Here is a 24,689-nt window from a genome sequence, read left to right as displayed (position 1 = left end):
GCTGGACGGGCTGGACATGGGTGAGTGATCTCCGTACAGGAAGCAGAAAGGGTGTGGTCGGTTCAGATCGCGTACGGGATCGGGGCGGGCGGTCCGCGGCGGCTCACCGCGTGCCGCAGCAGGAGCTGCCGGAACGGCGCCGGGGCCTGCGGGGTCGTGGGGGCGGACGGCGCGGGGAGCGGGACGGGCGTGTCCCGCCACCAGGCGGCGAGGCCGGGCAGGAACGCGACCGCCCAGCGCAGCAGCGACCACAGGGCGGCCTCGCCGCGCCGCAGCCACCAGGAGGCGAGGAGCGCGGCCAGCACATGGGCGGCGACGGCGTGGGGATGGACCTGCGTGTGCGCCATGCGCATGCCGTGCATCTGGGCGTGCGCATGGGTCATGGACATCACGGGCACGACCTGGGCGACGGTACGGGAACGGGTCGCGTCGAAGGCGACGTGCAGGCCCGCCTGGGTGACCAGCATGGCCGCGCCGATGCCGGGCAGCGAGCGTTCCCGACCGCCCAGCAGCCAGCCGGCGGCGAAGACGGCCAGGAATCCGGCGCCGTCCGCCCACGGCGACGGCGTGTCACCGGTGGCGAGCCCGTGTCCGGCGGCGGCCAGCAGCACGCACACCGCGGCGAACACGGCGGCGCGCACACTCCGGACCGCCGTGGACGCACTCATGGGGAGGGATCCTGCCACGGTCCACTGATACGCGGAGCGTTGCTCCCGTGTTCACAGCCGGCGGTGAGCACCACACCCCGAATTCACAGCTTGCGACGCCCACGGCTTGCGACGCTCACGGCTTGACGGGCGGGCGCGGCATGACGGGCGGGCGCGGCAGCAGGGCGATCGCGGCGGCCGGTACGGCGGCCAGGAGCAGCCAGGGCACGGCCGGGGGCAGGTCCGTGTCGAGAAGGGCGCCGGTGGCCGCGCTGCCGACCAGCACGATCAGCCCGGAGACGGACGACAGCGCCCCCGTGTACAGGCCGAGCCGCCCGTCCTCGGCGAGGTCGGGCGTCCAGGCGCGGGCGGCGGGCGCGACGAGCATCTGGCCGAGGGTGAGCAGCACGACGAAGCCGGCCGCGGGCAGCAGCCCGGCCGTCGCGGTCCGGCCGGCGGGCAGCGCCACGGCCACGACCGCGAACCCGGCGGCGATCAGCGCGAGCCCGGCCGCCATGGAGCGGCGCAGGCTGAGCCGCTCCCCCGCCCACCGGGTGACGGGCAGTTGGGCGGTCACCACCAGCAGCGAGGACAGCGCGAACAGCCAGGCCAGCGGCGCCTGCGCACCGGCCGCGCGCTCCACCTCGGCGGGCAGGGCGAGGTAGAGCTGGTTGTAGGCGAGGAGGTAGGCGCCGTACGCGCAGCACAGGGCGAGGAAGCGGCGGTTGCGCAGCAACGGGCCGATTCCGCCGCGGAGTCGAACGCGGGAGCGGCCGGGTATGTGCTGCGGCAGCAGCCAGGCGTGCCCGGCGAGGACGAGGACGAAGATCCCGGCGCCGGCCAGGCAGACGGCCCGGAAGTCGACCGACAGCAGCAGCGCGCCGAGCAGCGGCCCGACGAACGCCCCGGTCTGCCCGGCGACCGTGAACAGCGCCAGCACCCGGGTCCGCGACCCGCCGCCCGACTCCTCCCGTACGACGGCCTGGCGGGCGACCTCCGACTCGACCGCGGGGGAGAACAGCGCGGCCGCGAACCCGGTCAGCAGCACCGCCCCGACCACCGCCCAGGTCCGCTGGGCGTACCCGAGCCAGGCGAACCCGGCGATGCGCAGTGCGCAGCCGGCGAGGACGACGGGCCGGACGCCGCAGCGGTCGGCCAGCGCGCCGCCGACCACGAACAGCCCCTGCTGGCTGAAGGTCCGCAGCCCCAGCACGAACCCGACCGTCCACCCCGCCATGCCGACCGCGCCGCCCAGATGCTCGGCGACGAACGGCAGCACGGCGAAGAACCCGATGTTGAAGGCGAGTTGGGTGAGGATCAGCAGCCGGAGCAGGGGCGAGAGCGGCGCTGGTGCGCTCCGACTCCGGTTCCGACGAAGGACGGAGAGGGGGGTCGTCATCGCGTGCTCACCAACTCCGGTGCGGGTGACGGCTGTTCGCCCGCCGTGTCCCCCGCCTCCGCCGAGCTTGTCGTACGACGCCGTGGTCGTCGTAGGCCGCCTGCCGCCGTCACCGCCAGGGCGCCGAGCAGGGCGAGGGCGGCCGCGGGGGCGAGGACGGCCCAGGGGGCGCGCTCGGCGTAGGGCTGGTTCTCGGCGAGCAGCAGGCCCCACTCGGGGGACGGCGGCTGTGCGCCCAGACCGAGGAAGCCGAGGGAGGCGAGGGCGAGGGCGATGCCGGGCAGCCGCAGGAGGGCGTGGCGGGCGACGGGCGGCAGGACGGCGGGCAGGAGTTCGCGGCTCAGCAGATACCAGGGACCGGCGCCCAGGGCGCGGGTCGCGGTCAGGTGCAGGGTGGCCCGTTCCTGCTGGAGCAGCGCGGAGGCGTGCGCGGCGAGCGGGGCCCAGGCCACGACCGCCACGGCGAGGACGGGGGCGGCCGTACCGTTGCCCCGGACCGCGGCGACGAGGAGCGCGGCGAGGACCGGCGGCACGGCGTTGACGGTGTCGACGAGCGGTCCGGACAGCCGGGGCAGCAGCCCGAGCAGCACGCCGGCCGTCAGCGCGATCGCGGTGACGGCGAGGGCGAGGAGGAGGGTGTCGAGCGCGCCGTGTGCGACCCGGGCGAGCACGTCCCGGCCGAGCGCGTCGGTGCCGAACGGGTGTGCCGTGGAGGGGGGTTGGAGGCGGGCGGCGGTGTCGAGGGCGAGCGGGTCGCGGGGCAGGCCCGCGGCGACGACGGCGAGGAGGAGAGCGCCGTGGAGGAGCGGGAGGATCGTGCGTGCGGGCGGGGTCGGGGGGTGCGGGCTCGTCAGGGCGCCGTCGCGCAGGGCGGGGCCGATGAGCAGCCCGGCGGCGAGGCGGGCGGCGGCGGTCGTCACGGCGGCGAGGAGGACGAGGGCCAGGGCGCCGGCCTGGAGGACGGGCAGGTCCTGGGCGAGCGCGGCCTGAAGGGTGGTCCGGCCGAGTCCGGGGATGTCGAAGATCTGCTCCACGGCGACGGAACCGCCGGTCAGACCGACGACGAACAGCCCGAGGTTGGGCAGCAGTCCGGGCAGGCAGCGGCGCAGCGCCTGGCGGGCGATGCTCCGGCCGGGCAGTCCGCGCGCGGCGGCGGCCAGCGCCCAGGGCTCGGCGAAGGTGCCGGGCAGCCGGTCGTCGAGGAGGCGTCCGAGGACCGCGCCGGCGGGCAGGGCGAGGGCGAGGGCCGGCAGCACGGTCCACTGGGGGCCGTACCAGCCGAGGGCGGGCAGCCAGCCCAACTGCACGCCGACGACGGTGGCGAGGACCGAGGCGGTGAGGAACTCGGGCAGCGCGGCGAGCACGGCGGACCCGGAACCGCCGGCGCGCCGGCCGTCCAGGCCCCGACGTGCGCCGAGGTACAGGGTGCGGGCGCACACGGCGGCGGCGACGACCAGGGCGAGGGCGAGCGCCACCGCCATCAGCAGCAGGGACGCCCCCAGGGCCTGGAGCACGGCGGGCGCGACCTCCGCGCCCGAGATCCACGACCGCCCGGCGTCCCCGCGCGGCAACCCGGCCAGCCACTGGCCGAGTAGAGGCAACGGGCCGCTGTCCAGGCCGAGTTGGGCGCGGATGTCGGCGAGCACCGCGGGGTCGGGATCCCGGTCGGCGGAGCGCGTCTTGAGGACGGTGAGCGCCGGGTCGGTGCGCGAGAGCCAGGGCAGCAGCCCGATCCCGCACACCAGCAGCGCGGCCAGTCCCACGCGCCACAGCAGCGCGCCCACCCTGTTCCTCATGCCGTCAGCGCCGGGTCCCGGCGCCGACGAGGGTCCGCTCGTAGGGGTCGAGGAGCACCCCGCTCGTCCTGGCGCCGACGCCGGTGATGACGCGCTGGTGGACCAGCGGGACGTCGGCGTCGGTGGCGAGGATCGCGGCCTCGGCGGCCAGGGCGGCGTCCCGGCGCTTGTCGGGGTCGGCTGTCCGCTGGGCCTTGGCCACGGCCCGGTCGACCGTCTTGTCGCAGAGCAGGGCGAGGTTGTAGCCGCCGTCGCAGGTGAAGTCGCCGGCGAGCACGGAGACGGGGTCGCCGGTGTCGAGGAGGCTGTTGCGGGCCCCGACGAACGCGTCGAACCTCCCGGCCAGCGCGTCGCTCTCCAGCCGCGAGTACTCGCGCACCTCCAGCTTCACCGTGAACCCGGCCTTCTCCAGCTGTTGCTTCAACACCTGTGCGACTTCGGGGAGTTCGGGCCGGTTGTCGTAGGTGGCGAGGGTGAGGGAGGCGCCGTCGGGGTCGCCGGCCTTCGCTCGCCCGGCGGGCTTCACACGCTTGCCCTCGGCCCAGGTGACGGCGGGTCCGTAGATCCCGGCGCCGGCGTCGGCGCGGCCCTCGTAGACGCCCTCCGCGAGCGCCGAGGTGTCGACGGCGGCGCGGGCGGCGGCGCGCAGGGCCGGGTCCTTGAAGACGCCCGACTCCGTGTTGAGGAGCAGGCTGGTGGTGCGGGTCGTGGCGGTCTCGCGGCGGGTGGCCGCGTCGAGGGAGGCGGCCTGCGCGACCGGGATCGCCTCGGCGAGGTCGACCTGGCCGGTGCGCAGGGCGTTGGCGCGGGCGGTGCCGTCGGCGATGAACCGTGCGTCGATCCCGGCGGCCTGGGCGCGGCCGCCCCAGTAGTCGTCGAAGCGGTCGAGGTCGGCGGCGGTGGCGCCGGCGACCTCGGTGAGCTCGAACGGCCCGGTGGCGGTGCCGACCGGATCGACGACGCCCTTCCCGTCCTTGCCGCCGTTCCCGTCGCCGACGCCGTCCCCGTCGTACGCCTTCGGGGAGAGGACGGCGAGGCTGGGGCTGCTCAGGCGCAGGGGCAGTACGGGATCGGGGTCGGCGGTGATGATCCGTACGCCGGTGTCGCCGTCCGTCTCGACCGTGAGGGTGCCGCCGGCGAGGGCGGCGGGAACGGGCTTGGCCTTCGTGGCGTGGGTGAGGGCGGTGACGACCGCGGCGGGAGTGACGTCGGCGCCGTCCTGGAAGGACGCCTCGCGCAAGGTGAACAGCCAGCTGCGGTCGTCCTCGCGCCGCCAGGACGCGGCGAGCGCGGGGGCGGCTGCGCCGTTGGCGTCGAGCGCGGTCAGTCCCTCGGTGACGCCGAGCCGGCTGAGGATCGTGGCGTCGGCGCCGTACGGGGAGAGGTTCTCGGCGGGCGGGAAGGCGAGGGCGACGCGCAGCCGGGTCCCGTCCTCGGCGTCGGACGCCCCGCCGCCGTCGCCACCGGAGGCGAAGCAGCCGGCGAGGAGGGGGGTGAGCAGGAGCGCGGAGAGGGAGCGGCGGGGACGGGAGCGGGGAGGGCTGGGACGGAGGGGGAGGTGCATGGGGTACCGGCCTAGGGAGTGCGCGCGTGGGAGTGGGGGGAGGGGGCGGTGGGGCTCGGGGCGCCGAAGGGAAGGTCGACGGGGACACCCAGGGGGAGGCCCGGGGGGGGAGGCCGGGGCAAGCGTCGAGGGGGGTGCCGAGAGAGGTGCCGAGGGGGACGTCGAGGGGGACGTCGAAGTGCACGATCCCCAAGCCGCCCGGGTCCTCGCGTTCGTCGTGCACGACCTTGCCGAGCGAGCGCCAGAACCCCTCGGCGCCCTCCACGGACGGGTCCGTGTGCAGGTAGACGGCCCGATAGCCGCCCTCCGCGGCGGCGAATGCGAGCAGTTCGGCCACGAGCCGCCGGGCGAGGCCGCGCCTGCGGTGCTCACGGCGGACGTAGACCCGGCGCAACTGCGCGGTCGTGCCGGAGGGATACCGCTCGGCGACATGGCGCGGGTTCGGCGGGTGCACGGGACCGCGGGAGTCCAGGGCGGCGGTGGCGACGACCGCGCCGTCCTCGCCGTCGCCGTCGAGTGCGACCAGCAGGGTGTGGCGGGCGGGGGCGAGGTACGCGGCGGCGGGGTCGATGACGTCGCCGTGCCAGCGGGGCACATAGCCGGTGCCGAAGTCGCGGTAGACGGTGTCGAGCATGACCGCTCGGGCTCCGTCGAGGTCGTCTGGGCCCGCGGGCCGTATGCAGTAGTCACGCACTTGCACATCATATGCATTAAGCCGGGCCGGAAGATCACTCCCGATGCGCCTCCGGACTTGACAGAGATCACGGCGCAGCCCTAAACCTAGCCACATGACATTCATTTTCAACAAGGCGGTGCTGTGATGCGCATCGCCTTCGTGGGGAAGGGCGGCAGCGGCAAGACGACGCTGTCGGCCCTGTTCGCCCGGCGCCTGGCGCGTTCCGGCGCACCGGTGCTGGCCGTCGACGCCGACATCAACCAGCACCTGGCCGAGGCGCTCGACCCCGCGCTGCGGACACCTTTCGCCGCCCCTCCCCTGGCCGCCCGCCTGGGCGAGATCAAGGACCTGCTGCGCGGCGCCAACCCGCGCATCGCCTCCCGCGAGGCGATGATCAAGACGACCCCGCCGGGCCGCGGTTCACGCCTCCTGCGCCTGTTGGGCGACGACGAACTGCACGCCCGCCATGTCCGGCAGGTGGGCGGCGTGCCGCTGATGGTCACCGGCGAGTTCGACGAGAGCGACCTCGGGGTGGCCTGCTACCACTCCAAGCTCGGCGCCGTCGAGCTCTACCTCGGGCACCTGGTCGACGGCCCCGGCGAGTACGTCGTCGTCGACATGACGGCCGGCGCCGACGCCTTCGCCTCCGGCCTGTTCACCCGCTTCGACATGACCTTCCTGGTGGCCGAACCCACCCGCAAGGGCGTCTCGGTCTACCGCCAGTACCGCGACCACGCCCGCGAGTTCGACATCCCGCTCGCCGTGATCGGCAACAAGGTGACCGGCGAGGAGGACCTCCTCTTCCTCAAGGACCAGGTGGGCGACGACCTCCTCACCCACCTGGTCCACTCCCCCTGGGTGCGCTCCGCCGAACAAGGCAGTCCCCAGGGCGAGTTGGAGGAGACCAACCGCCACGCTCTGACGGTGCTGCGCGAGCACGTCGACGCCCGCACGAAGGACTGGCCGGCCCTCCACCGCCACGCCGTTCAGTTCCACCTCCGCAACGCCCACGCCTGGGCGGACCGGGCGACGGGCCAGAACCTGGCGGCCCAGGTGGACCCGGACTTCACCCCGGGCCCGGCGTCCCTCGCCTGACAAGCCTCGCCCGACGAGCCGCCCCTCCCCCTTTTTTCCAGAAGAACCAGAAGAACCAGAAGAACAGGACACACATGTCTCTCGACGTCTCCCCCAAGCTCCTCGCCGAGGCCGAAGCGGGCGCCGTCCGCGAGGAGGATTTCGTGGACACCGTCCGCACGTCCCTCCCCTACGCGTACGACCTCGTCGCCTCCCTCGCCACCCGACTCCACGCCGGCATCGGCGAGTTCACCGACAACCAGACCCCTCCCGCCTCCGAACAGGAACGCGGCCAACTCCTTCGCGCCCTCGCCAGCGACGCCATCCGCACCAGCCTGGAACGCCACTTCGACGTGGCCCTGGCCTTCCAGAACTGCCACCGGGTGGCAGCGTTCCGCCCGGGGGCGCGGGACGGGGAGACCTATGCGCGGTTCACTTCCGCGCGGGCACAGGTGCTGAACCAGTCGGCGGAGCTGAGGGACTGCTAGCCCTCCGGCCGCCCTCTTCGTGAGCGTGCCTGAACCGGTCAGTCCCCCGGGCCGGTCCCCACGCCCAGGAACGCCTCCACCGCCGACACGAAGCCCTCGGCATCGTCCCGCCAGGGAAAATGCCCAGCCCCCGCCTGCACCACGAACTCGGTCTTCGGGAACAGCCCCGCGAACTCCCGCATCACCCGGGGCGGAGCGGCCAGGTCCGTCTCGCCGGCGAGGAGGAGGACCGGGGCGGGGAGGGCGGCGAGGGTCTCGCGGGTCGCGGTGGGGGTGAAGGCGCCCTCGGCGGTGTAGACGGCGGCCGCCTCAGGGTTCTTCGCGCGGTCGCCGGCCGCGTCGAAGGCGCGGGCCTCGTCGTTCCAGCGGGCGTGGAAGAAGGGGGCGAGGGCCTGCCAGGAGTCGGGGGCGGCCCGGCCTGCCGTGACCGCTTCCAGCGCCGCGTACGCCGTCGCGAACCACGGCTCGTCGCGGCGCAGGCGGGCTGTCGTGAGGCGGTCCTCGGCGGTGACGTCGAGGCCGACGGCGTACACGCTCGGGGTGATCAGCAGCAGGCTGGCGACCCGGTCCGGGTACCGGGCCGCGTAGAGGATCGCCAGGTTGGCTCCTGCGGAGTGCCCGAGCAGGTCGATCCGCTCCAGCCCGAGGTGCTCGCGCAGTGCCTCGACGTCGTCGACCTGGCGGTCGCAGCGGTACGACGCGGTGTCCGCCGGGGCCGCCGACTCGCCGGTGCCTCTGAGGTCCAGCCTGATCAGCCGACGGTGGGACGTGAGGCCGCCGAGGTCGCCCAGGTAGGCGGCGGACTGCATGGGGCCGCCGGGCAGGCAGACCAGCGGCGGGCCGTCCCCCGACTCGTGGTGGGCGAGGCGGGTCGAGTCGGGGGCGGTGAAGGTCGGCATGGGGCGAGCCTCTCAGCGGAGGAAACGGCGGGCAACCGAGTTCCCGTGGGGAACCGCAGGCCGGAGCCCCGCACCCGCACCCGCACCCGCGCCCCCCTCAGGCAGACTCAGGCCGCCCTCCGCACCCCCTCCCGATGCCTGCGGATGATCTCCGCGTAGTGGCGTCCGGCGCCCTTGATCGTGCGCGCCTGTGTGCGGTGGTCGACGTGCACGAGTCCGAAGCGCTTGTCGTAGCCGTACGCCCACTCGAAGTCGTCCAGCAGGGACCAGGCGAAGTAGCCGGCCAGCGGGGCGCCCTTGCGGGCGGCGGAGGCGCAGGCGGTCAGGTGGGCGGTCAGGTAGGTCTGGCGGTCGGGGTCGTCGACGGCGCCGTCGGGGCGGACGGCGTCCGGGTAGGCGGAACCGTTCTCCGTGACCTACAGCCGGTGCGCGCCGTACTCGTCGGTGAGGCGCAGCAGGAGCGTCTCGATGCCGCCCGGGTCGACCTCCCCGTCCATGCCGGTGCGCGGGACGCCGGGCCGGCGGACGGAACGGGCGTGCGGGGCCGGGCCGCCCGGGTCGTCGGCGACCGTCGCCGGGAAGCAGTAGTTCAGGCCCAGCCAGTCCAGCGGTGCGGCGATCGTCGCCAAGTCGCCCGGCTCTTCGGGGAGTTCGACGCCGTACACGTCCCGCATGCCTGCTGCTCCAGCGCCGCGGGGGAACTCCGGTCGCGCCTCTTGACGCGCACGTTCGGGTAGTTGAAGCATTCAGTGGCGTGAGAGCGCTCTCAGGACCGCGCGAGTTCACTTCCTGAATGCGTTTGCCGAACACGCTTACTGAACGCGCTTGCTGAACGTCCTTCCTGCATGAGCCGTTCCCACCGACCAGCCGCCGTGCCCGTCCCGACCCAGGAGAGCCGCGACCATGCCCCACACCTCCTCGGATTCCTCCGCACCGCGCCGCAGAACCGTCCTCGCCGCCGCGGCCGCCGCGCCCGCGCTGGCCGCACTCGGCTCCGCGCCGGCCGTCGCCGCCTCACGCGTCAAGTGCCCGCGCGCCCTGCCGGGCGGCGGCGACCTCGGCCCCAACGTCATCGTCTTCGACCCGTCGACCTCCGGCATCCAGGCGAAGCTGGACCAGATCTTCGCCCAGCAGGAGTCGGCCCAGTTCGGCGCGGGCCGCTACGCACTGCTGTTCAAGCCCGGCACCTACAGCGGTCTCAACGCCCAACTCGGCTTCTACACCTCCATCGCGGGCCTCGGCCTCTCCCCCGACGACACGACCATCAACGGCGACGTGACGGTCGACGCGGGCTGGTTCAACGGCAACGCGACGCAGAACTTCTGGCGTTCGGCGGAGAACCTCGCGCTCGTCCCCGCGAACGGCACCAACCGCTGGGCCGTCGCCCAGGCCGCCCCCTTCCGCCGTATGCATGTGCGCGGCGACCTCAACCTCTCCCCCACCGGCTACGGTTGGGCGAGCGGCGGCTACATCGCCGACAGCCGGATCGACGGCCAGGTCGGGCCGTACTCGCAGCAGCAGTGGTACACCCGCGACAGCGTGATCGGCAGTTGGCTCAACGGCGTCTGGAACATGGTGTTCTCGGGTGTCCAGAGCGCGCCCGCGCAGAGCTTCCCGAACCCGCCGTACACCACCCTGGCCACGACGCCCATCTCCCGCGAGAAGCCCTTCCTCTACCTCGACGGCAGCGAATACCGGGTCTTCCTCCCGGAGAAGCGCACCAACGCGAGCGGAGTGACCTGGGGCAACGGCACACCGCGCGGCACCTCGCTGTCCCTGTCGCGGTTCTACGTCGCGAAGCCGGGCGTCACGGCGGCCACGCTCAACCAGGCGCTCACCGAAGGCCTCCACCTGCTGCTGACACCGGGGATCTACCACCTCGACCAGCCGATCCAGGTGAACCGCGCGGGCACGGTGGTCCTGGGCCTGGGTTATGCGACTCTCGTCCCTGACAACGGAGTTACGGCCCTGAAGGTCGCCGACGTGGACGGCGTACGGCTGGCGGGCTTCCTGATCGACGCCGGACCGGTCAACTCCCCGACACTGCTGGAGGTCGGGCCGAGCGGGGCGTGGCGCGACCACTCGGCCAACCCGACCACCGTCCAGGACGTGTTCATCCGCATCGGCGGCGCGGGCGCCGGCAAGGCCACCACCAGCATGGTGATCAACAGTCGGCACACCATCGTCGACCACACCTGGGTCTGGCGCGCCGACCACGGCGCCGGCGTCGGCTGGGACACCAACCGGGCCGACTACGGCGTCGTCGTCAACGGCTCCGACGTGCTCGCCACCGGCCTGTTCGTGGAGCACTTCAACAAGTACGACGTGCAGTGGTTCGGCGAGCGGGGCCGGACGATCTTCTACCAGAACGAGAAGGCGTACGACGCCCCGAACCAGGCGGCGATCCAGAACGGGTCCGTGAAGGGGTACGCCGCCTACCGGGTCGGGGACGCCGTGACCGTGCACGAGGGCTGGGGGCTGGGCAGTTACTGCTACTACAACGTCGACCCGACGATCGTGCAGCACAACGGCTTCGCCGCGCCGAACCGGTCGGGGGTGAAGTTCCACGACCTGCTGGTGGTCTCGCTCGGCGGTCAGGGCCAGTACGAGCATGTCGTCAACGAGACCGGAACGCCGACGTCCGGCACGTCGACCGTGCCGTCGACGGTGGTGTCGTATCCCTGACGCTTCGTGTGGAGCGGGACATCTGACGATGTCTCAACTGTGATAGGAGAGCGCCGAGGTGGTCCCGCCCTGGTACGGGCGGGACCACCGGGCCGGACCAGTGGCGCGGCTACGGCGCGAGAGCGGGGCTCGGCGCCGGGGCGTACCCCGTGGGCCGGGCCGTGAACGCGCCGCGGCCCTGGGTGCGGCTGCGCAGCCGGGTCGCGTAGCCGAACAGCTCCGCGAGCGGCACGGTGGCGGTGACCACCGCGGCGCCGCCGCGCACGGAGGAGCCGGTGACTCTGCCGCGCCGGGCCGCGAGATCGCCGAGGACGGCCCCGACGGCGTCCTCGGGCACGGTCACCGTGACCTCGACGACCGGTTCCAGCAACGCCATCGCGCAGCCGCGCAGGGCCTCCCGGAGAGCGAGCCGGCCCGCGGTGCGGAAGGCCGTCTCCGAGGAGTCCTTCACATGGGTGGCCCCGTCGGTCAGGGTGACCCGCAGCCCGGTCACCGGGTGCCCGCCGAGGGGACCCTCGGCGAGCGCGTCCCGGCAGCCGGCCTCGACGGCACGGACGTACTCCTGCGGCACCCGTCCGCCGACGACGGCGGAGCGGAACGCGAAGCCGTCCTGCGTGCCGGACGCGAAGCCGTCCTGCGTGCCGAGCGGCTCGACGTCGAGCACGACGTGCGCGAACTGCCCTGCCCCGCCGTCCTGTTTGACGTGTCGGAAGACCAGGCCGGACACCCCGCGCACAACGGTCTCCCGGTACGTCACCCTCGGGCGGCCCACGTTGACGTCCAGTCCGAGAGTGCGACGGATCTTCTCCACCGCGACCTCGAGGTGCAGTTCGCCCATGCCCGACAGCACCGTCTGCCCGGTCTCGGGGTCGGTCCGCACGACCAACGAGGGGTCCTCCTCGGCCAGTCGGGCGAGCGCCGACACCAGCCGTTCGGTGTCGGTGCTGCGACGTGCCTCGACGGCCACGGAGACGACCGGGTCGGCGACGCCGGGCGGTTCGAGGACGATCGGGGCGTCCGGCGCGCACAGGGTCGTGCCCGCACGGGCCGACTTCAGCCCGATCACGGCCACGATGTCCCCGGCGACCGCCCGCTCCAACGGGGCGTGCCGGTCGGCCTGCACCCGCAGGATCCGGCCGATCCGCTCGGTGCGGCGCGCGCTCGCGTCCCACACGGTGGCTCCCTTCTCGATCGTGCCCGAGTAGACCCGCAGATAGGTGAGCCGGCCCGTGGAGGTGGCGCCGACCTTGAACGCGAGAGCCGCGAACGGCGCGGCGGGGTCGGCGGGACGTTCCTCGCCGGCCCCCTCCGCTCCCTCGCGTCCCTCGTGCGCATCAGCCACGCCCTCGTGCATACCGCGTACAGCCGGCACGTCCAGGGGTGACGGCAGATAGGCGACGACGGCGTCGAGCAGCGGTTCGATGCCGCGGTTGCGGTAGGCCGAGCCGCACAGCACGACGACACCGTCGCCGGTGTGGGTCAGATCGCGCAGAGCGGCCGCGAGGGTCGCGGCGGAGAGCGTCTCCCGGTCGCAGAACTCCTCGAGCGCGGCCGGGTGCCGCTCCGCCACGGCCTCCTCCAGCAGCCGACGCCGACGCAGCGCTTCCTCGCGCAACGCCTGCGGTACGTCCCCTTCGACGGCCGTTTCGCTGCCGTCGTCCCAGGTCAGCGCCCGCATGCGCAGCAGGTCCACGACGCCGGTGAAGGCGTCCTGCGTGCCGATCGGCAGCTGGACGACCAGCGGAACCGGGTGGAGACGTTCCCGGATCGACGCCACGGCCGCGTCGAGGTCGGCCCCCGCCCGGTCCAGCTTGTTGACGAACGCGATCCTCGGCACGCCGTGCCGGTCGGCCTGCCGCCACACGGACTCGCTCTGCGGTTCCACGCCCGCGACGGCGTCGAACACCGCGACCGCCCCGTCCAGCACGCGCAGGGAACGCTCCACCTCGTCGGCGAAGTCGACGTGCCCGGGCGTGTCGATCAGGTTGACGCGGTGACCGTCCCAGTCGCAGCTGACGGCCGCGGCGAAGATGGTGATTCCACGGTCTCGCTCCTGAGGGTCGAAGTCGGTGACGGTCGTGCCGTCGTGGACCTCGCCGCGCCTGTGCGTGGTCCCGGTGGCATACAGGATCCGCTCGGTGACGGTGGTCTTGCCTGCGTCGACATGGGCGAGGATGCCCAGATTGCGCACGGCGGCGAGGTGAAGGTCGAGGTTGCTGCGCACGGCCCTTGGCCTTTCGGGGTGTTCTTGGAGAAACGGGCAGCGCGATTCCCCGGACGTGCGTCGGTGCGTACGTCAGGCCATCCGGTGCCGGCCGCGCAGCGGACACCGGACGGACGAAGACACGAGGATCACCTCGTGGCGAGAGGAGGGGACGACGACAGCGGTGAAGTCACGCATGGCCGGCTCCCCTCGTTCGTCACAGTGCCGCGCAGCCCAGTCGTGGGCGGCGCTCGGTCCTCGGCAAGGGTAGAGAGGAACGGGTCCGCGCCGCACGCGATTTATCGGAACCCGTGGAGCTGCTGCCCGTCCCGCTCGTCAGGACGCGTAGAAGTGCCGCCGCACCCCGCGCAGCCACGCCTCCGCGGCAGACTCGTCGGGCTGTTCGGGCAGAACGCTGCGCGTCCGGTCGAACCGCTCCTCGAAGTCGCGCAGGAGCGGCAGCGCGGAGTCGGGGTCGGCGGCGACCTGTTCGCCGAACCGGTGGTAGCTCTCCGGGTCCTCGACGCGGATGGTCAACTGCCCGGTGGCGTACAGGTCGTAGCCCTGGGTGCACAGTCGCTTGAGGTGGCGGGCGTGCTTCGCGGTCCGTTTGCCTGTGTCCGCGGAGGCTTCGGCTTGGGAGTCGTCGGCCTGGGAGCCGTCGTTGCGATTCTGCAGTCGGCGGAACTGCTGGGTGGCGTAACCGAGATAGGCGTCCCGGACCCGCTGGGCGCTCGGCAACGTCGTCCGGATGGCGATGAGTTCGTCGCCGAGCGGGGTGCGCACCTCGTACAACTCGTCGGGCAGCCAGACGAGTTCCATCACGGTGGGATTGCCGCTGAGCGCGAGCCGGCACCACTTCGCGGCCTCGTGCAGGGTGCTGTCGGGGGCTGTGCTGACGTGGGACTCCTTCGGCCGGTGCAGGCCGTGCAGCTCCTCGGTCGGGGCCGCGAACATGCCGAGGCGGTCCACGTCGGACCCTTCGTGCGCGAGTCCGTAGGCGGTCGAGCCGACGATGCCGGACAGCAGGATGTTGGCGACGGTCACAGGTGCCCCCGATGATCTTCCCTGATGGTCCTCCCCGGCGGCCTACCCCGACGGTGATCGCCCGCCGCCACGGCAGGGGCGGCGGGCCCTCCATCATGCCCCGGCCTGCGCCCGGCCCACCTGGCATTTTCCCGGCCCTGCCCGGCCTCGCCCGGCCGTCCGCCCCATCCCCCCGGCGAAGCGGCCGTTGCTGCGCCCGTTCACCCGTTCGGCACAGTGCGCTGGTCGCGCGGCCGGGCCGGTGGTGCCGTGGAGGGGCAGAGACAGCCGCCCGCCGCTCCTCCCGGGGCGCGCACGCACCAGGGAGCCGTTCCCGCCCCGCCTTCAGGAGGTACCCGTGCCCACCGATCGCCCGTCGTCCCGTCCGCCCTCTCCGGCCCGGCCCTGTGGCCCGGCGGGTCCGACCCGTCCGTCCCGCCCGGTGCGGGTGCTGGCCGCCGCCCTGGCCGCCGGGGCGCTGCTCGTCACGGCGGCCTGTTCCGGCGGGGACGACGACGAGTCGACCGGCTCGGACATCGCTGCCTCCCCCGTCGCCGAACGGTCCGTCACGCCCTCCCCGTCCAAGTCCCCCACCAAGTCCCCCACCGCGTCCACGGCGCCCCTCACCAAGGCCGGCGCCGAGACCGCGCTGATCGACGAGGCGGAGCTGGAGGACGCCTGGACCGAGGTGGACGACGCCTCGACCTGGAAGGACTCCCTGCTCATCGGCGAGGTCGACACGGCGGATTTCCTCACCGCCAAGACGCAGGCCGCCGACTGCCAGCGCCTGCTCGACGGGCTCTACGACGACGACCTGCTGGGCCGGCCGTCCGGCGCGTCGGCCCTCACCGGCTTCACCGAGGGCGACTCCCGGCTGCTGTACCAGGTCGCCGCGTACAAGCAGGCCGACCTCGACAAGTCGATGGACTGGCTGGGGACGCTGCCCGACTCCTGCGACCAGTTCACGGCGAACGCCTCCGACGGCTCCAAGCGCACCGTCCAGGTCGTCGAGGCCTCACTGCCCAAGGAGGGCGACGCCCGTCAGGGCCTCACCGTGACGGTCCAGGGCACGTCCGACGGCTCACCGGTCACCCTGACCCTGGACGTCGCCGTCGTCCAGGTGGGCGCCGACGCGATCACGGTCACCAACGGCGGCCTCGACGGAGCCGACCACGACAGCACCGAGGACGCGGTGAAGCAGGGAACCCACCGGCTGAAGGACGTCCAGGCGGGCCGCACCCCGAAGGCGGATCCCAGCGAGTTCGACTGAGCGGTCCGGCCGCACGGCCGGGCCGAGCAGCTCGGCTGGGCGATTCGGCCGAGCAGCTCGGCTGGGCGATTCGGCTGGGCGGTGGTCCGCCGTCCGTCCTCCGACCGGGCGAGCGGCCTTCTTCCTCCCCTCAGAACCATGTGACATATTACTGGCGTGACCAATCGACCCAGCGGTGACGTCGTGGTCGTCGGCGCCGGCATGGTGGGCGCCGCCTGCGCCCTGTACGCGGCCCGTGCCGGGCTCGACGTCGTCCTGGTGGACCGCGGCCCGGTGGCGGGCGGCACGACGGGCGCGGGCGAGGGAAACCTCCTCGTCTCCGACAAGGAACCCGGCCCGGAACTGCAACTCGCCCTGCTCTCGGCCCGCTTGTGGCGGGAACTCGCCCAAGAACTGGGACCGACAGTGGAGTTCGAACCCAAGGGCGGGCTCGTCGTCGCCTCCACGGCCGAAGGCCTCACGGCCCTGACGGACCTGGCCGCCGGACAACGCGCCGCCGGAGTGGAGACGGTCCCCGTCGGACCGGACCGACTCCCCGATCTGGAACCGTACTTGGCGCCCGGCCTCACCGGCGGCGTCCTGTATCCCCAGGACGCGCAGGTCATGCCCACCCTCGCCGCCGCCCACCTGGTACGGGCCTCGGGAGCGCGGCTGGAGACCGGGCGGACGGTGACCCGGGTGCTGCGCGACGCCGACGGCGCCGTGCGGGGCGTACGGACGGACCGGGGCGACCTCCTCGCCCCGGCCGTGGTGAACGCGGCCGGCACCTGGGGCGACCAGGTCGCCGCGCTCGCGGGGGTCGGGCTCCCCGTGCTCCCCCGCCGCGGCTTCGTCCTGGTCACCGAGCCGCTGCCGCGCCGGGTACGGCACAAGGTGTACGCCGCCGACTACGTGGCCGACGTGGCCAGCGACTCGGCCGCCCTGCAGACCTCGCCGGTCGTCGAGGGCACCGCCGCCGGACCCGTGCTGATCGGCGCGAGCCGCGAACGGGTCGGCTTCGACCGGTCGTTCTCGCTGCCCGTCGTACGGGCTCTCGCGGCGGGGGCGACCCGGCTGTTCCCGTTCCTCGAGCACGTACGGGCGATGCGCACGTATCTCGGCTTCCGCCCCTACCTGCCCGACCACCTCCCCGCCGTCGGCCCCGACCCTCGGGTGCCGGGCCTGTTCCACGCCTGCGGGCACGAGGGCGCGGGGATCGGCCTCGCGACCGGCACCGGGCAGCTGATCGCGCAGGCGCTGACCGGCGGGAACCCGGAGCTGGACCTCACACCGTTCCGACCCGACCGCTTCGGCAGGGAGGCATCCGAGTGAACCCCCTGAAGCTGGCCCGGGCCCGTCCCGGCGCCGCGTTCACCGTCACGTTCGACGGGCGGGAGATCGAGGCGCTGCCCGGGCAGACGGTCGCCGCCGCGCTCTGGTCGGCGGGCGTCGTCGCCTGGCGCAGCACGCGGGGCGAGGGACGGCCGCGTGGGGTGTTCTGCGGGATCGGCGTGTGCTTCGACTGCCTGGTGACCGTCGACGGCCGCCCCAACCAGCGGGCCTGTCTGGTGCCCGCCGAGCCGGGCGCGGACGTCCGTACGCAGCAGGGGACGGGCCACGCGGGCGAGCACGAGGCAGAGGACGGGCCGCGATGACCGAGCGCAGCCCGGTGCTCGCGGTGATCGGGGCCGGCCCGGCCGGGCTCGCGGCCGCCCTGGCCGCCGCCGCGCGCGGTGTACGCGTGCTGCTGATCGACTCCGCCGCCGAACCGGGCGGCCAGTTCTACCGGCAGCCCGCGCGCGGCCTCGGCGCCCTGCGCCCCCAGGCGCTCCACCACCAGTGGCGCACCTGGGAGCGCCTGCGCGCCGGCCTCGACGTACACCTCTCCGCCGGTCGCGTCTCGCACCTGAGTGACCGTCATGTGTGGTGTGTGGAAAGGGAGTCGGCCGGATTCACCGTGCACGCCCTGCTCGGACCGGAGCAGCGGGAGTCCGTCGCGGTCCGCGCCGACGCGGTGCTGCTGGCGACCGGCGGATACGAGAAGGTCCTGCCGTTCCCCGGCTGGACCCTGCCCGGAGTGGTCACCGCGGGCGGCGCCCAGGCCCTGCTCAAGGGCGGCCTCGCCCTGCCGGGGCGCACGGCGGTCGTGGCCGGCACGGGCCCCCTCCTCCTGCCCGTCGCGACCGGCCTCGCGGCAGCGGGCGCCCACGTGGTCGCCCTGGTCGAGTCATCCGACCCGAGCCGCTTCCTACGCCGCCCCCGAGCCTGGGCGGCGGCCCCCGCCAAACTCGCCGAGGGGGCCGCCTACACATCCCGACTCCTGCGTCACCGCATCCCCCTGAAGGTCCGTCATACGGTGCTGGAGGCGCACGGCGTCGAACGGCTGGAGTCGGTCACCGTCGCCGCGCTCGACGCCGAGGGCCGGCCGGCGCCCGGCACCGCACGTCGCCTCGCCTGCGACACCCTCGCTGTCGGACACGGCCTGTCGCCGCACACCGATCTCGCCGAGGGGCTCGGCTGCCGTCTCGACGGGGCGGCCGTGCACGTCGACGACGAGCAGCGCACCGACGTCCCCGGCGTCTGGGCCGCGGGCGAGACCACCGGGATCGGCGGCGCGGCCCTGTCGCTCGCCGAGGGCCACATCGCGGGGCGGTCGGCGGCGGCACGGCTGAGCGGAACGGAACCCGACCCGCGGGAGTGGGCGCCGGCCGCCCGGTCCCGTACCCGGCTGCGGGCCTTCTTCGCCGCACTCGACGCCGCCTGCGCCGTTCCCCGGCGCTGGGCGGAGCAGGTGACCGACGAGACGGTCGTGTGCCGCTGCGAGGAGGTCACGGCCGGGGCCGTCCGCGAGGCCGTCGGCGCACTCGGCGCGGGCGATCTGCGCACCGTGAAGCTGTTGACGCGGGCCGGGATGGGCTGGTGCCAGGGCCGGATGTGCGAGCCGGGGGTCGCCGGCGTCGCGGGCTGCGAACTCGTTCCCGCGCGCCGGCTGTTGGCGCGGCCCGTACCGCTCGGGGTGCTGGCGACGCCGACCGATCCGGCACCGGAGCCCAACACCTCAGATCCGGCCCCCGGCACCTCGGCACCGGCACCCCGCACCTCGACACCGACACCGGCACCAGCACCAGCACCGACACGCCCTAGTGATATGTCACATGACACAGGGAGGATCCTCTCCATGACCACCCCCCAGCACCGCCCCTGGCGCGGTGTCCTCGTCGCCACCGCGCTCCCGCTCGACGACGACCTCACCGTGAACTACGACCGGTACGCCGAGCACTGCGCCTGGCTGGTGGCCAACGGCTGCGACGGCGTCGTACCGAACGGTTCGCTGGGCGAGTACCAGGTGCTCACGCCCGAGGAGCGTGCCCGGGTGGTGGAGACGGCGGTGGCCGCGATCGGCGGGGAGCGGGTGATGCCCGGGGTCGCCGCGTACGGGTCGGCGGAGTCCCGCCGCCTGGCAGAGCAGGCGCGCGAGGCGGGCTGCGGGGCCGTCATGCTGCTGCCGCCGAACGCCTACCGCGCCGACGAGCGCGCTGTCGTGGCCCACTACGCGGAGGTCGCCGAGGCGGGGCTGCCGGTCGTGGCGTACAACAACCCGATCGACACCAAGGTCGACCTGGTGCCCGAGCTGCTGGCGCGCCTGCACGGCGAGGGGCACATCCAGGCGGTGAAGGAGTTCTCGGGCGATGTCCGCCGCGCCTACCGGATCGCCGAACTCGCCCCGGAACTGGACTTGTTGATCGGCGCCGACGATGTGCTGCTGGAGTTGGCGGTGGCGGGCGCCAAGGGCTGGGTGGCCGGGTACCCCAACGCGCTGCCGAGGGCCTCGGTGGAGCTGTACCGGGCCGCGGTGAGCGGAGACCTGAGCACCGCGCTGCCCCTCTACCGGCAGTTGCATCCCCTGCTGCGCTGGGATTCTCGCGTCGAGTTCGTCCAGGCGATCAAACTGTCGATGGACGTGGTGGGACGGCACGGCGGCCGCTGCCGGCCGCCACGGGTCCCGCTGCTGCCGGAGCAGGAGGCGGCCGTCCGGGCGGCCACCGAGAAGGCCGTCGCCGCAGGTCTGGCGTAACCGCGGCGCCTGCCAGAACCAACCGAATGGGAACGGGACTTCACCGGAGAGGGACTTCATGCGCAGCAAACTCGTCCTGCACGCCGTCGACTCGCACACCGAGGGCATGCCCACCCGGGTGATCACCGGCGGGATCGGCACGATCCCCGGCGCGACGATGAACGAGCGGCGGCTGTACTTCCGTGAACACCGCGACGACATCAAGCAGTTGCTGATGAACGAGCCGCGCGGGCACTCCGCGATGAGCGGCGCGATCCTCCAGCCGCCCACCCGGCCGGACTGCGACTGGGGCGTCGTCTACATCGAGGTCTCCGGCTATCTGCCGATGTGCGGGCACGGCACGATGGGGGTGGCGACCGTGCTCGTGGAGACGGGCATGGTGGAGGTCGTCGAGCCGGTCACCACCATCCGTCTCGACACCCCGGCCGGACTCGTCGTCGCCGAGGTCACGGTGGAGAACGGCGCGGCCACGTCCGTGACCCTGCAGAACGTGCCGTCGTTCTCCGTCGCCCTGGACCGCAAGGCCACCCTGGCCGACGGCCGCACGGTGACGTACGACCTCGCGTACGGCGGCAACTTCTACGCGATCCTGCCGCTGGAGGAGTTCGGGCTGCCCTTCGACCGGGCCCGCAAGGACGACATCCTGCGGGCCGGCCTGTCGCTGATGGAGGCGATCAACGCGAAGGACGAGCCGGTGCATCCCGAGGACCCGTCCATCCGCGGCTGCCGCCACGTCCATCTCCACGCGCCCGGCTCCACCGCCCGGCACTCCCGGCACGCGATGGCCATCCACCCGGGCTGGTTCGACCGCTCCCCCTGCGGTACGGGGACGAGCGCACGCATGGCGCAACTGCACGCGCGGGGCGAACTCCCGCTGCACACCGAGTTCGTGAACGAGTCCTTCATCGGCACCCGCTTCACGGGACGGCTGCTCGGCACGACGGAGGTCGCCGGACGCCCCGCCGTCCTGCCCAGCTTCACCGGCCGGGCCTGGGTCACCGGCACGGCCCAGTACCTGCTGGACCCGACGGACCCGTTCCCGGCCGGTTTCGTGCTCTGACGGGCCGGGCGCCGCGAGCCGTGGGCATCTGAAGCCGTCAGAAGCGACAGGAGACCGTCGGTAGCCGTCGGAAGCCGTCGGAAGCCGTAGATACTGGTGGCACGTGACATGGCACAGCACGCACGCCTCGGCACGCCGCAGCACGCCACAGCACAGCCCGTTCCCTGGAGACCCTCGATGACCGTCCCGCGCGACAGCGGCCCGTCCGCAGTGCCCGCTCCGCCCGCCGCACCCGCCCTGCCCATGCTCGGCGGCCGGCGCAGCAGCTACCGCGAGCGGGTCGCCGACGCGCTGCGGGCCGCGCTGATCGCGGGCGAACTGCGGCCCGGCGAGGTGTACTCGGCGCCGACCCTGGCCGCCCGCTTCGGCGTCTCGGCGACCCCGGTGCGCGAGGCGATGCTGGACCTGGCGAAGGAGGGCCTGGTCGACGCGGTCCCCAACAAGGGGTTCCGGGTCACGGACGTCTCCGACCGGCAGCTCGACGAGTACACGCACGTCCGCGCGCTCATCGAGATCCCCACCGTGACAGCGCTGGCGACGACCGCCGACCCGGTGTCCCTGGAGGCGCTGCGCCCGGCCGCCCGGGAGATCGTCACCGCCGCGGTCGCCGGCGACCTCATCGCGTACGTCGAGGCCGACACCCGCTTCCACCTGGGCCTGCTCGCCCTCGCCGGCAACGCCCACCTCGTCGAGGTGGTCCGCGATCTGCGCGGCCGCGCCCGCCTCTACGGCCTGACCGCCCTCTCCGCCTCGGGCCGCCTGCTGGCCTCCGCCGAGGAGCATCTGGAGCTCCTGGACGCCCTGTCCACCCGCGAGGAGCAGGCCGTGCGCGAGGTCATGACACGACATCTGGGACATGTGCGGGGCTTGTGGGCCTCCGCCCCCAAGTAGGCGACTCGACACCCGACATCCCCCAGCCCCCAGCCCCCAGCCCCCAGCCGCCTGTACCCCTTCCATCCCCTCCGTCCCTTACATCCCCTCCGTCTCTTCCATCCCCTCCGCCCCTTCCATCCCCTCCGTCCCCTCTGCCCGCTACCCCTCTTCAGTTCGTCCGGCACCCGGGCCGCGAGGGTGCCTCTGTGATCCTTGTCGCTGGTGGCGGGCGCGTGACGGATGTGCCGGATGGGCAGTCAATTGCCCGTGCGCGAAAGGATGGTGTCTTTTCTGTGGGGGCGACCGTGAGTGTGTGTCTCATCGGTGCAGGTCTGTCGGGGCTGGCGACGGCGCATGCGCTGAAGTCCGAGGGCGTCGACTTCGTCTGTCTCGAGAAGGCGCCCGACGTCGGCGGGCTCTGGCGGCAACCCCAGGCCGGCGAGCGCGGCCCGGGCTATCTCTCGCTCCACCTCAACACCAACAAGCAGTTGACCGGGTACGCCGACTTTCCGATGCCGGCGTCGTACCCTGTCTACCCCCGGCACAGCGACGTCGCCGCCTACCTGCGCTCCTTCGCCGAGTGGGCCGACGTAGGGGACCGCATCGAACTGGGGACGACCGTCGAGTCCGTACGGCGGACGGCCGACGGTTCGTGGACGGTCGTCAGCCGGGACGCCCGAGGGACCCGCAGCTCACGCGAGTTCACGCAGGTGATCGTCGCCTCGGGGCACAACACCGAGCCGACCCTGCCCGCTCCGGCACCGGGTTCCGACGGTTTCAAGGGAACGATTCTCCATGCGCTCGACTACCGCGACGGCAGTGACTACGCCGGGCAGCGCGTCGTCGTCGTAGGACTCGGCGCCTCGGCGGTGGACGTCGCCGCGGACGTCTCCCGGTACGCCTCGCGGACCGTCCTCTCCGTGCGCCGGGGCCTGCACATCCTGCCCAAGCAGCTCTTCGGCATGCCCCTGGACGACGTCGCCGAGGCCCCGTGGTGGACGAGCATGTCGCTGCAGGAGCAGCGCCGGTTCATCGAGCAGGCCCTGCTCGTCGCCCGGGGCAAGCTCTCGGACTACGGTCTGCCCGAGCCGGATCACCCGATCTTCGCCTCGGCGGTGACCATCTCCGACGAGATCCTCACCCGCATACGCCACGGCGGGGTCACCCCCAAGCCCGGCATCGACTTCCTCGACGGCGACCGGGTGGTCTTCACCGACGGCACGTCCGCGGACGCCGACGCGATCGTCTACTGCACGGGATATCGCATGGCCTACCCGTTCCTGCCCGCCGGTTGTCCGATCGGCCCGCAGGGCTCGGTCGAGCTCTACAAGCGCGTCGTCGCACCCGAGCACCCCGGTCTGCACTTCATCGGGCTGGTCCGTCCGCACGGCTCCATCACCCGGCTCGTAGAGGCCCAGGCGCGCTGGGTGGCCCGCGTCGTCGCGGGCAAGGCTGCGCTGCCGGAGCCGGAGGTCATGCGCAAGGAGATCGGCGCCTACCTGAGCGGCATCGCCGGCCAGTACGGACAGGCGCAGAGCGCGTCGATCCAGGTCGACGTGGTCCCCTACCTGGAGGAACTGCGCGAGGAATGACGGCCGGTGGGCGGTCGGCGGCGATCCCCAGCTCCCCAGCTCCCCAGCTCCCCAGCTCCCCAGCTCCCCAGCTCCCCATGGTCGGCGGTCCCCCGTTTCCGCCGTTTCCCCCGTTTTCTCAACGTGTCTCGGCGGGCTACCGGCCGGTCATGGCTTCTACGGGCAGGGGCACGGCGGGCGGCCGGACCTCGTACGCCTCCGAGGAGAGGTACGTCATCACCCGGGGCGGGCGACCCTGCTGATGGGCCAGCCCCAGGTACGCGACCAGCCCCACGCCGTCCTCCGGCTGCCGGGAGGTGACGGCCTTCACGGCGTGCAGCACCGGCGCGGGATCCATGCCGTAGCGGCCGAACAGCGCCGTGGCCCGGGCCAGGGCCTCGCCGTCGTGTCGTACGTAGTCCCGCACCGGAATGTAGAGGGTGAAGCCGCTCGGCAGGGCCGCTCCCGCCTCGGTGAACGCGTGACAGCTCTGGACGGGCCGGCGGACGGTCCGCGACCGCAGCCCTCCCCCGGCATCGATGTCGGGGCCCGTGTCGGGGTCGATGCCGGTGTCGATGTCAGGGACGGTGTCGGTGTCAGGGTCGGTGTCAGGGCCGGCCGCGATGCGGAAGAACTCCTCGATCTCCGCCTGTCCGGGTCCGCCGTCCATACGGGACAGGCCGCCCGCCTCCACGGCCGACAGGTCGTTGTGCGCGAGGTAGACCTTCACCCGGGGTTCCGCCCACTCCCCCAGGTCCAGCGCGAAGAACAGATGGCGATCGCCCTCGGGCAGCGCCTTGAACGCCTCCCGGTGACCGAGCCGCTTCAGCGCTTTCCGTACGGTTTTCGCCGCACGTCTCTGTCCGGACGCCGCAGGGTTGAGATACGCCTTGACCTTGGGGACCCCGCCGGGAAGGAGTTCCAGCGCGCACCACAGCGCCAGGGGCCCCTCGGCGGCGGCCGGGAAGAAGAGGTCCTCCAGCTCGTCGAGCCGGTCGGTCGTGATGCCCCAGCGTCCTGCCAGCTCGCGCAGGACCTGTAGTCCGGTACGCCCGTTCCCGGCCAGGCCGTCGGCGCCGGACCCCGGCTCCAGCAGCACCCGGAGGGTCGGCGCCGCGCCCGGTTCGCAGGACAGCGAGAACTCCACCGGCGTGTGGTCGTCGGAGAGGAAGCTGTCGCTGGCCGGCGGCAGCTCCAGCGGCCGCTGCGCCACGGGGCCCAGCGCCTCGACGAGTGTCCGCGCGTAGACCTTGGAGTCGGCTCCGGTCAGGCCCGCGATCTCGCCGAGCCGCATGAGCTGACGGGCCGTATGGCCGCCGAGCGTGTCCGCGCGGGGAACGCGCGGAGCACCGTTCTTTCCGCCTCTGCCGGGGGTCACCGGTCCTCCGCCGGCGGGAAGGGACG

The 24,689-nt window shown here is 73.3% G+C and carries 18 protein-coding genes and 3 pseudogenes; 11 read left to right on the top strand and 10 right to left on the bottom strand.

The features are described from left to right. Positions 1-62 precede the first annotated feature (62 nt). The 5 genes and pseudogenes from OG562_RS36030 to OG562_RS36010 all read right to left on the bottom strand — a co-directional run. The gene (locus OG562_RS36030; RefSeq protein WP_266405586.1) at positions 63-668 is read right to left on the bottom strand and encodes a hypothetical protein; all 606 of its coding nucleotides are present in this window, start codon (positions 666-668) and stop codon (positions 63-65) included. 115 nt (positions 669-783) lie between these two features. Next, a complete protein-coding gene (locus tag OG562_RS36025) occupies positions 784-2,046 on the bottom strand; it encodes an MFS transporter (RefSeq protein ID WP_266405584.1) in 1,263 nt (420 codons plus the stop codon). After that, positions 2,043-3,842, bottom strand: a complete 1,800-nt coding sequence (locus OG562_RS36020; RefSeq protein WP_266405582.1) for an ABC transporter permease subunit — start codon at positions 3,840-3,842, stop codon at positions 2,043-2,045. Before OG562_RS36020 ends, OG562_RS36025 begins: the two co-directional genes overlap by 4 nt. 4 nt (positions 3,843-3,846) lie before the next feature. Continuing rightward, positions 3,847-5,406 (bottom strand): ABC transporter substrate-binding protein, encoded by a 1,560-nt coding sequence (locus OG562_RS36015; RefSeq protein WP_266405580.1) that lies wholly within the window; start codon positions 5,404-5,406, stop codon positions 3,847-3,849. A 163-nt stretch (positions 5,407-5,569) separates the two neighbouring features. Next, a pseudogene (locus OG562_RS36010) lies at positions 5,570-6,100 on the bottom strand (N-acetyltransferase family protein); the annotation flags it as partial. A gap of 126 nt (positions 6,101-6,226) precedes the next feature. Here OG562_RS36010 and OG562_RS36005 point away from each other — a divergent pair. Both OG562_RS36005 and OG562_RS36000 read left to right on the top strand, forming a co-directional pair. Then, a complete protein-coding gene (locus OG562_RS36005) occupies positions 6,227-7,177 on the top strand; it encodes an ArsA-related P-loop ATPase (protein WP_266405579.1) in 951 nt (316 codons plus the stop codon). A gap of 74 nt (positions 7,178-7,251) precedes the next feature. Continuing rightward, complete coding sequence (locus tag OG562_RS36000) at positions 7,252-7,644, top strand: SCO5389 family protein (RefSeq protein ID WP_266405577.1); 393 nt, start codon at positions 7,252-7,254, stop codon at positions 7,642-7,644. A 38-nt stretch (positions 7,645-7,682) separates the two neighbouring features. On the opposite strand, the gene OG562_RS35995 is transcribed toward OG562_RS36000, so the two are convergent. Together OG562_RS35995 and OG562_RS35990 are read right to left on the bottom strand one after the other, a co-directional pair. Continuing rightward, on the bottom strand, positions 7,683-8,543 hold the full coding sequence (locus OG562_RS35995; protein ID WP_266405575.1) for an alpha/beta fold hydrolase: 861 nt from the start codon (positions 8,541-8,543) through the stop codon (positions 7,683-7,685). Between the two features lie 107 nt (positions 8,544-8,650). After that, positions 8,651-9,223: pseudogene (locus tag OG562_RS35990) on the bottom strand (family 1 glycosylhydrolase); the annotation flags it as partial. A 223-nt stretch (positions 9,224-9,446) separates the two neighbouring features. Between OG562_RS35990 and OG562_RS35985 the strand changes: the two are divergent. Then, on the top strand, positions 9,447-11,228 hold the full coding sequence (locus OG562_RS35985; protein WP_266405573.1) for a coagulation factor 5/8 type domain-containing protein: 1,782 nt from the start codon (positions 9,447-9,449) through the stop codon (positions 11,226-11,228). A 109-nt stretch (positions 11,229-11,337) separates the two neighbouring features. Here the strand turns inward: OG562_RS35985 and fusA are convergent, their stop codons facing one another. Both fusA and OG562_RS35975 read right to left on the bottom strand, forming a co-directional pair. After that, positions 11,338-13,452 (bottom strand): elongation factor G, encoded by a 2,115-nt coding sequence (gene fusA / locus OG562_RS35980; protein ID WP_266405571.1) that lies wholly within the window; start codon positions 13,450-13,452, stop codon positions 11,338-11,340. A gap of 315 nt (positions 13,453-13,767) precedes the next feature. Then, positions 13,768-14,478: a nucleotidyltransferase domain-containing protein gene (locus OG562_RS35975; RefSeq protein WP_266405569.1), complete on the bottom strand. Its 711-nt coding sequence runs from the start codon at positions 14,476-14,478 to the stop codon at positions 13,768-13,770. Positions 14,479-14,905: 427 nt separating this feature from the next. Here OG562_RS35975 and OG562_RS35970 point away from each other — a divergent pair, with 427 nt between their 5' ends. From OG562_RS35970 to OG562_RS35935, 8 genes and pseudogenes are all read left to right on the top strand, one after another. Beyond that, on the top strand, positions 14,906-15,727 hold the full coding sequence (locus OG562_RS35970) for a hypothetical protein (protein WP_266409703.1): 822 nt from the start codon (positions 14,906-14,908) through the stop codon (positions 15,725-15,727). A 156-nt stretch (positions 15,728-15,883) separates the two neighbouring features. Next, positions 15,884-17,038: an FAD-binding oxidoreductase gene (locus OG562_RS35965; RefSeq protein WP_266405568.1), complete on the top strand. Its 1,155-nt coding sequence runs from the start codon at positions 15,884-15,886 to the stop codon at positions 17,036-17,038. Next, complete coding sequence (locus OG562_RS35960) at positions 17,035-17,361, top strand: (2Fe-2S)-binding protein (protein WP_266405567.1); 327 nt, start codon at positions 17,035-17,037, stop codon at positions 17,359-17,361. The genes OG562_RS35965 and OG562_RS35960 overlap by 4 nt, the downstream gene beginning before the upstream one ends. Further along, a pseudogene (locus OG562_RS35955) lies at positions 17,358-18,731 on the top strand (FAD-dependent oxidoreductase); the annotation flags it as partial. The gene OG562_RS35960 and the pseudogene OG562_RS35955, both read left to right, overlap by 4 nt. Before the next feature lie 153 nt (positions 18,732-18,884). Continuing rightward, complete coding sequence (locus tag OG562_RS35950; RefSeq protein WP_266409701.1) at positions 18,885-19,781, top strand: dihydrodipicolinate synthase family protein; 897 nt, start codon at positions 18,885-18,887, stop codon at positions 19,779-19,781. Between the two features lie 58 nt (positions 19,782-19,839). Beyond that, a complete protein-coding gene (locus OG562_RS35945; RefSeq protein WP_266405566.1) occupies positions 19,840-20,841 on the top strand; it encodes a proline racemase family protein in 1,002 nt (333 codons plus the stop codon). 177 nt (positions 20,842-21,018) lie between these two features. Further along, entirely contained in the window at positions 21,019-21,732 is a 714-nt protein-coding gene (locus tag OG562_RS35940) for a GntR family transcriptional regulator (protein ID WP_266405565.1), read from the top strand. Between the two features lie 287 nt (positions 21,733-22,019). After that, positions 22,020-23,306, top strand: coding sequence for an NAD(P)/FAD-dependent oxidoreductase (locus OG562_RS35935; protein WP_266405563.1), 1,287 nt, complete (start codon positions 22,020-22,022; stop codon positions 23,304-23,306). 136 nt (positions 23,307-23,442) lie between these two features. On the opposite strand, the gene OG562_RS35930 is transcribed toward OG562_RS35935, so the two are convergent. Beyond that, on the bottom strand, positions 23,443-24,663 hold the full coding sequence (locus OG562_RS35930; RefSeq protein WP_266405561.1) for a tryptophan dimethylallyltransferase family protein: 1,221 nt from the start codon (positions 24,661-24,663) through the stop codon (positions 23,443-23,445). Positions 24,664-24,689 lie beyond the last annotated feature (26 nt).

Source organism: Streptomyces sp. NBC_01275 (genome assembly GCF_026340655.1).
GTDB lineage: Bacteria > Actinomycetota > Actinomycetes > Streptomycetales > Streptomycetaceae > Streptomyces.
The sequence above is the reverse complement of the archived record's forward strand: the minus strand, read 5'-3'. Positions and strand labels throughout refer to the sequence as shown.

What these genes read in the sequence shown, in the direction of transcription:
- OG562_RS35985 (WP_266405573.1), top strand. Translation starts at nt 9,447, where the DNA reads ATGCCCCACACCTCCTCGGATTCCTCCGCACCGCGCCGCAGAACCGTC.
- OG562_RS36005 (WP_266405579.1), top strand. Translation starts at nt 6,227, where the DNA reads ATGCGCATCGCCTTCGTGGGGAAGGGCGGCAGCGGCAAGACGACGCTG.
- OG562_RS36025 (WP_266405584.1), bottom strand. Translation starts at nt 2,046, where the DNA reads ATGACGACCCCCCTCTCCGTCCTTCGTCGGAACCGGAGTCGGAGCGCA.
- OG562_RS36000 (WP_266405577.1), top strand. Translation starts at nt 7,252, where the DNA reads ATGTCTCTCGACGTCTCCCCCAAGCTCCTCGCCGAGGCCGAAGCGGGC.
- OG562_RS36030 (WP_266405586.1), bottom strand. Translation starts at nt 668, where the DNA reads ATGAGTGCGTCCACGGCGGTCCGGAGTGTGCGCGCCGCCGTGTTCGCC.
- OG562_RS36015 (WP_266405580.1), bottom strand. Translation starts at nt 5,406, where the DNA reads ATGCACCTCCCCCTCCGTCCCAGCCCTCCCCGCTCCCGTCCCCGCCGC.
- OG562_RS36020 (WP_266405582.1), bottom strand. Translation starts at nt 3,842, where the DNA reads ATGAGGAACAGGGTGGGCGCGCTGCTGTGGCGCGTGGGACTGGCCGCG.
- OG562_RS35950 (WP_266409701.1), top strand. Translation starts at nt 18,885, where the DNA reads ATGACCACCCCCCAGCACCGCCCCTGGCGCGGTGTCCTCGTCGCCACC.
- OG562_RS35945 (WP_266405566.1), top strand. Translation starts at nt 19,840, where the DNA reads ATGCGCAGCAAACTCGTCCTGCACGCCGTCGACTCGCACACCGAGGGC.
- OG562_RS35940 (WP_266405565.1), top strand. Translation starts at nt 21,019, where the DNA reads ATGACCGTCCCGCGCGACAGCGGCCCGTCCGCAGTGCCCGCTCCGCCC.
- OG562_RS35995 (WP_266405575.1), bottom strand. Translation starts at nt 8,543, where the DNA reads ATGCCGACCTTCACCGCCCCCGACTCGACCCGCCTCGCCCACCACGAG.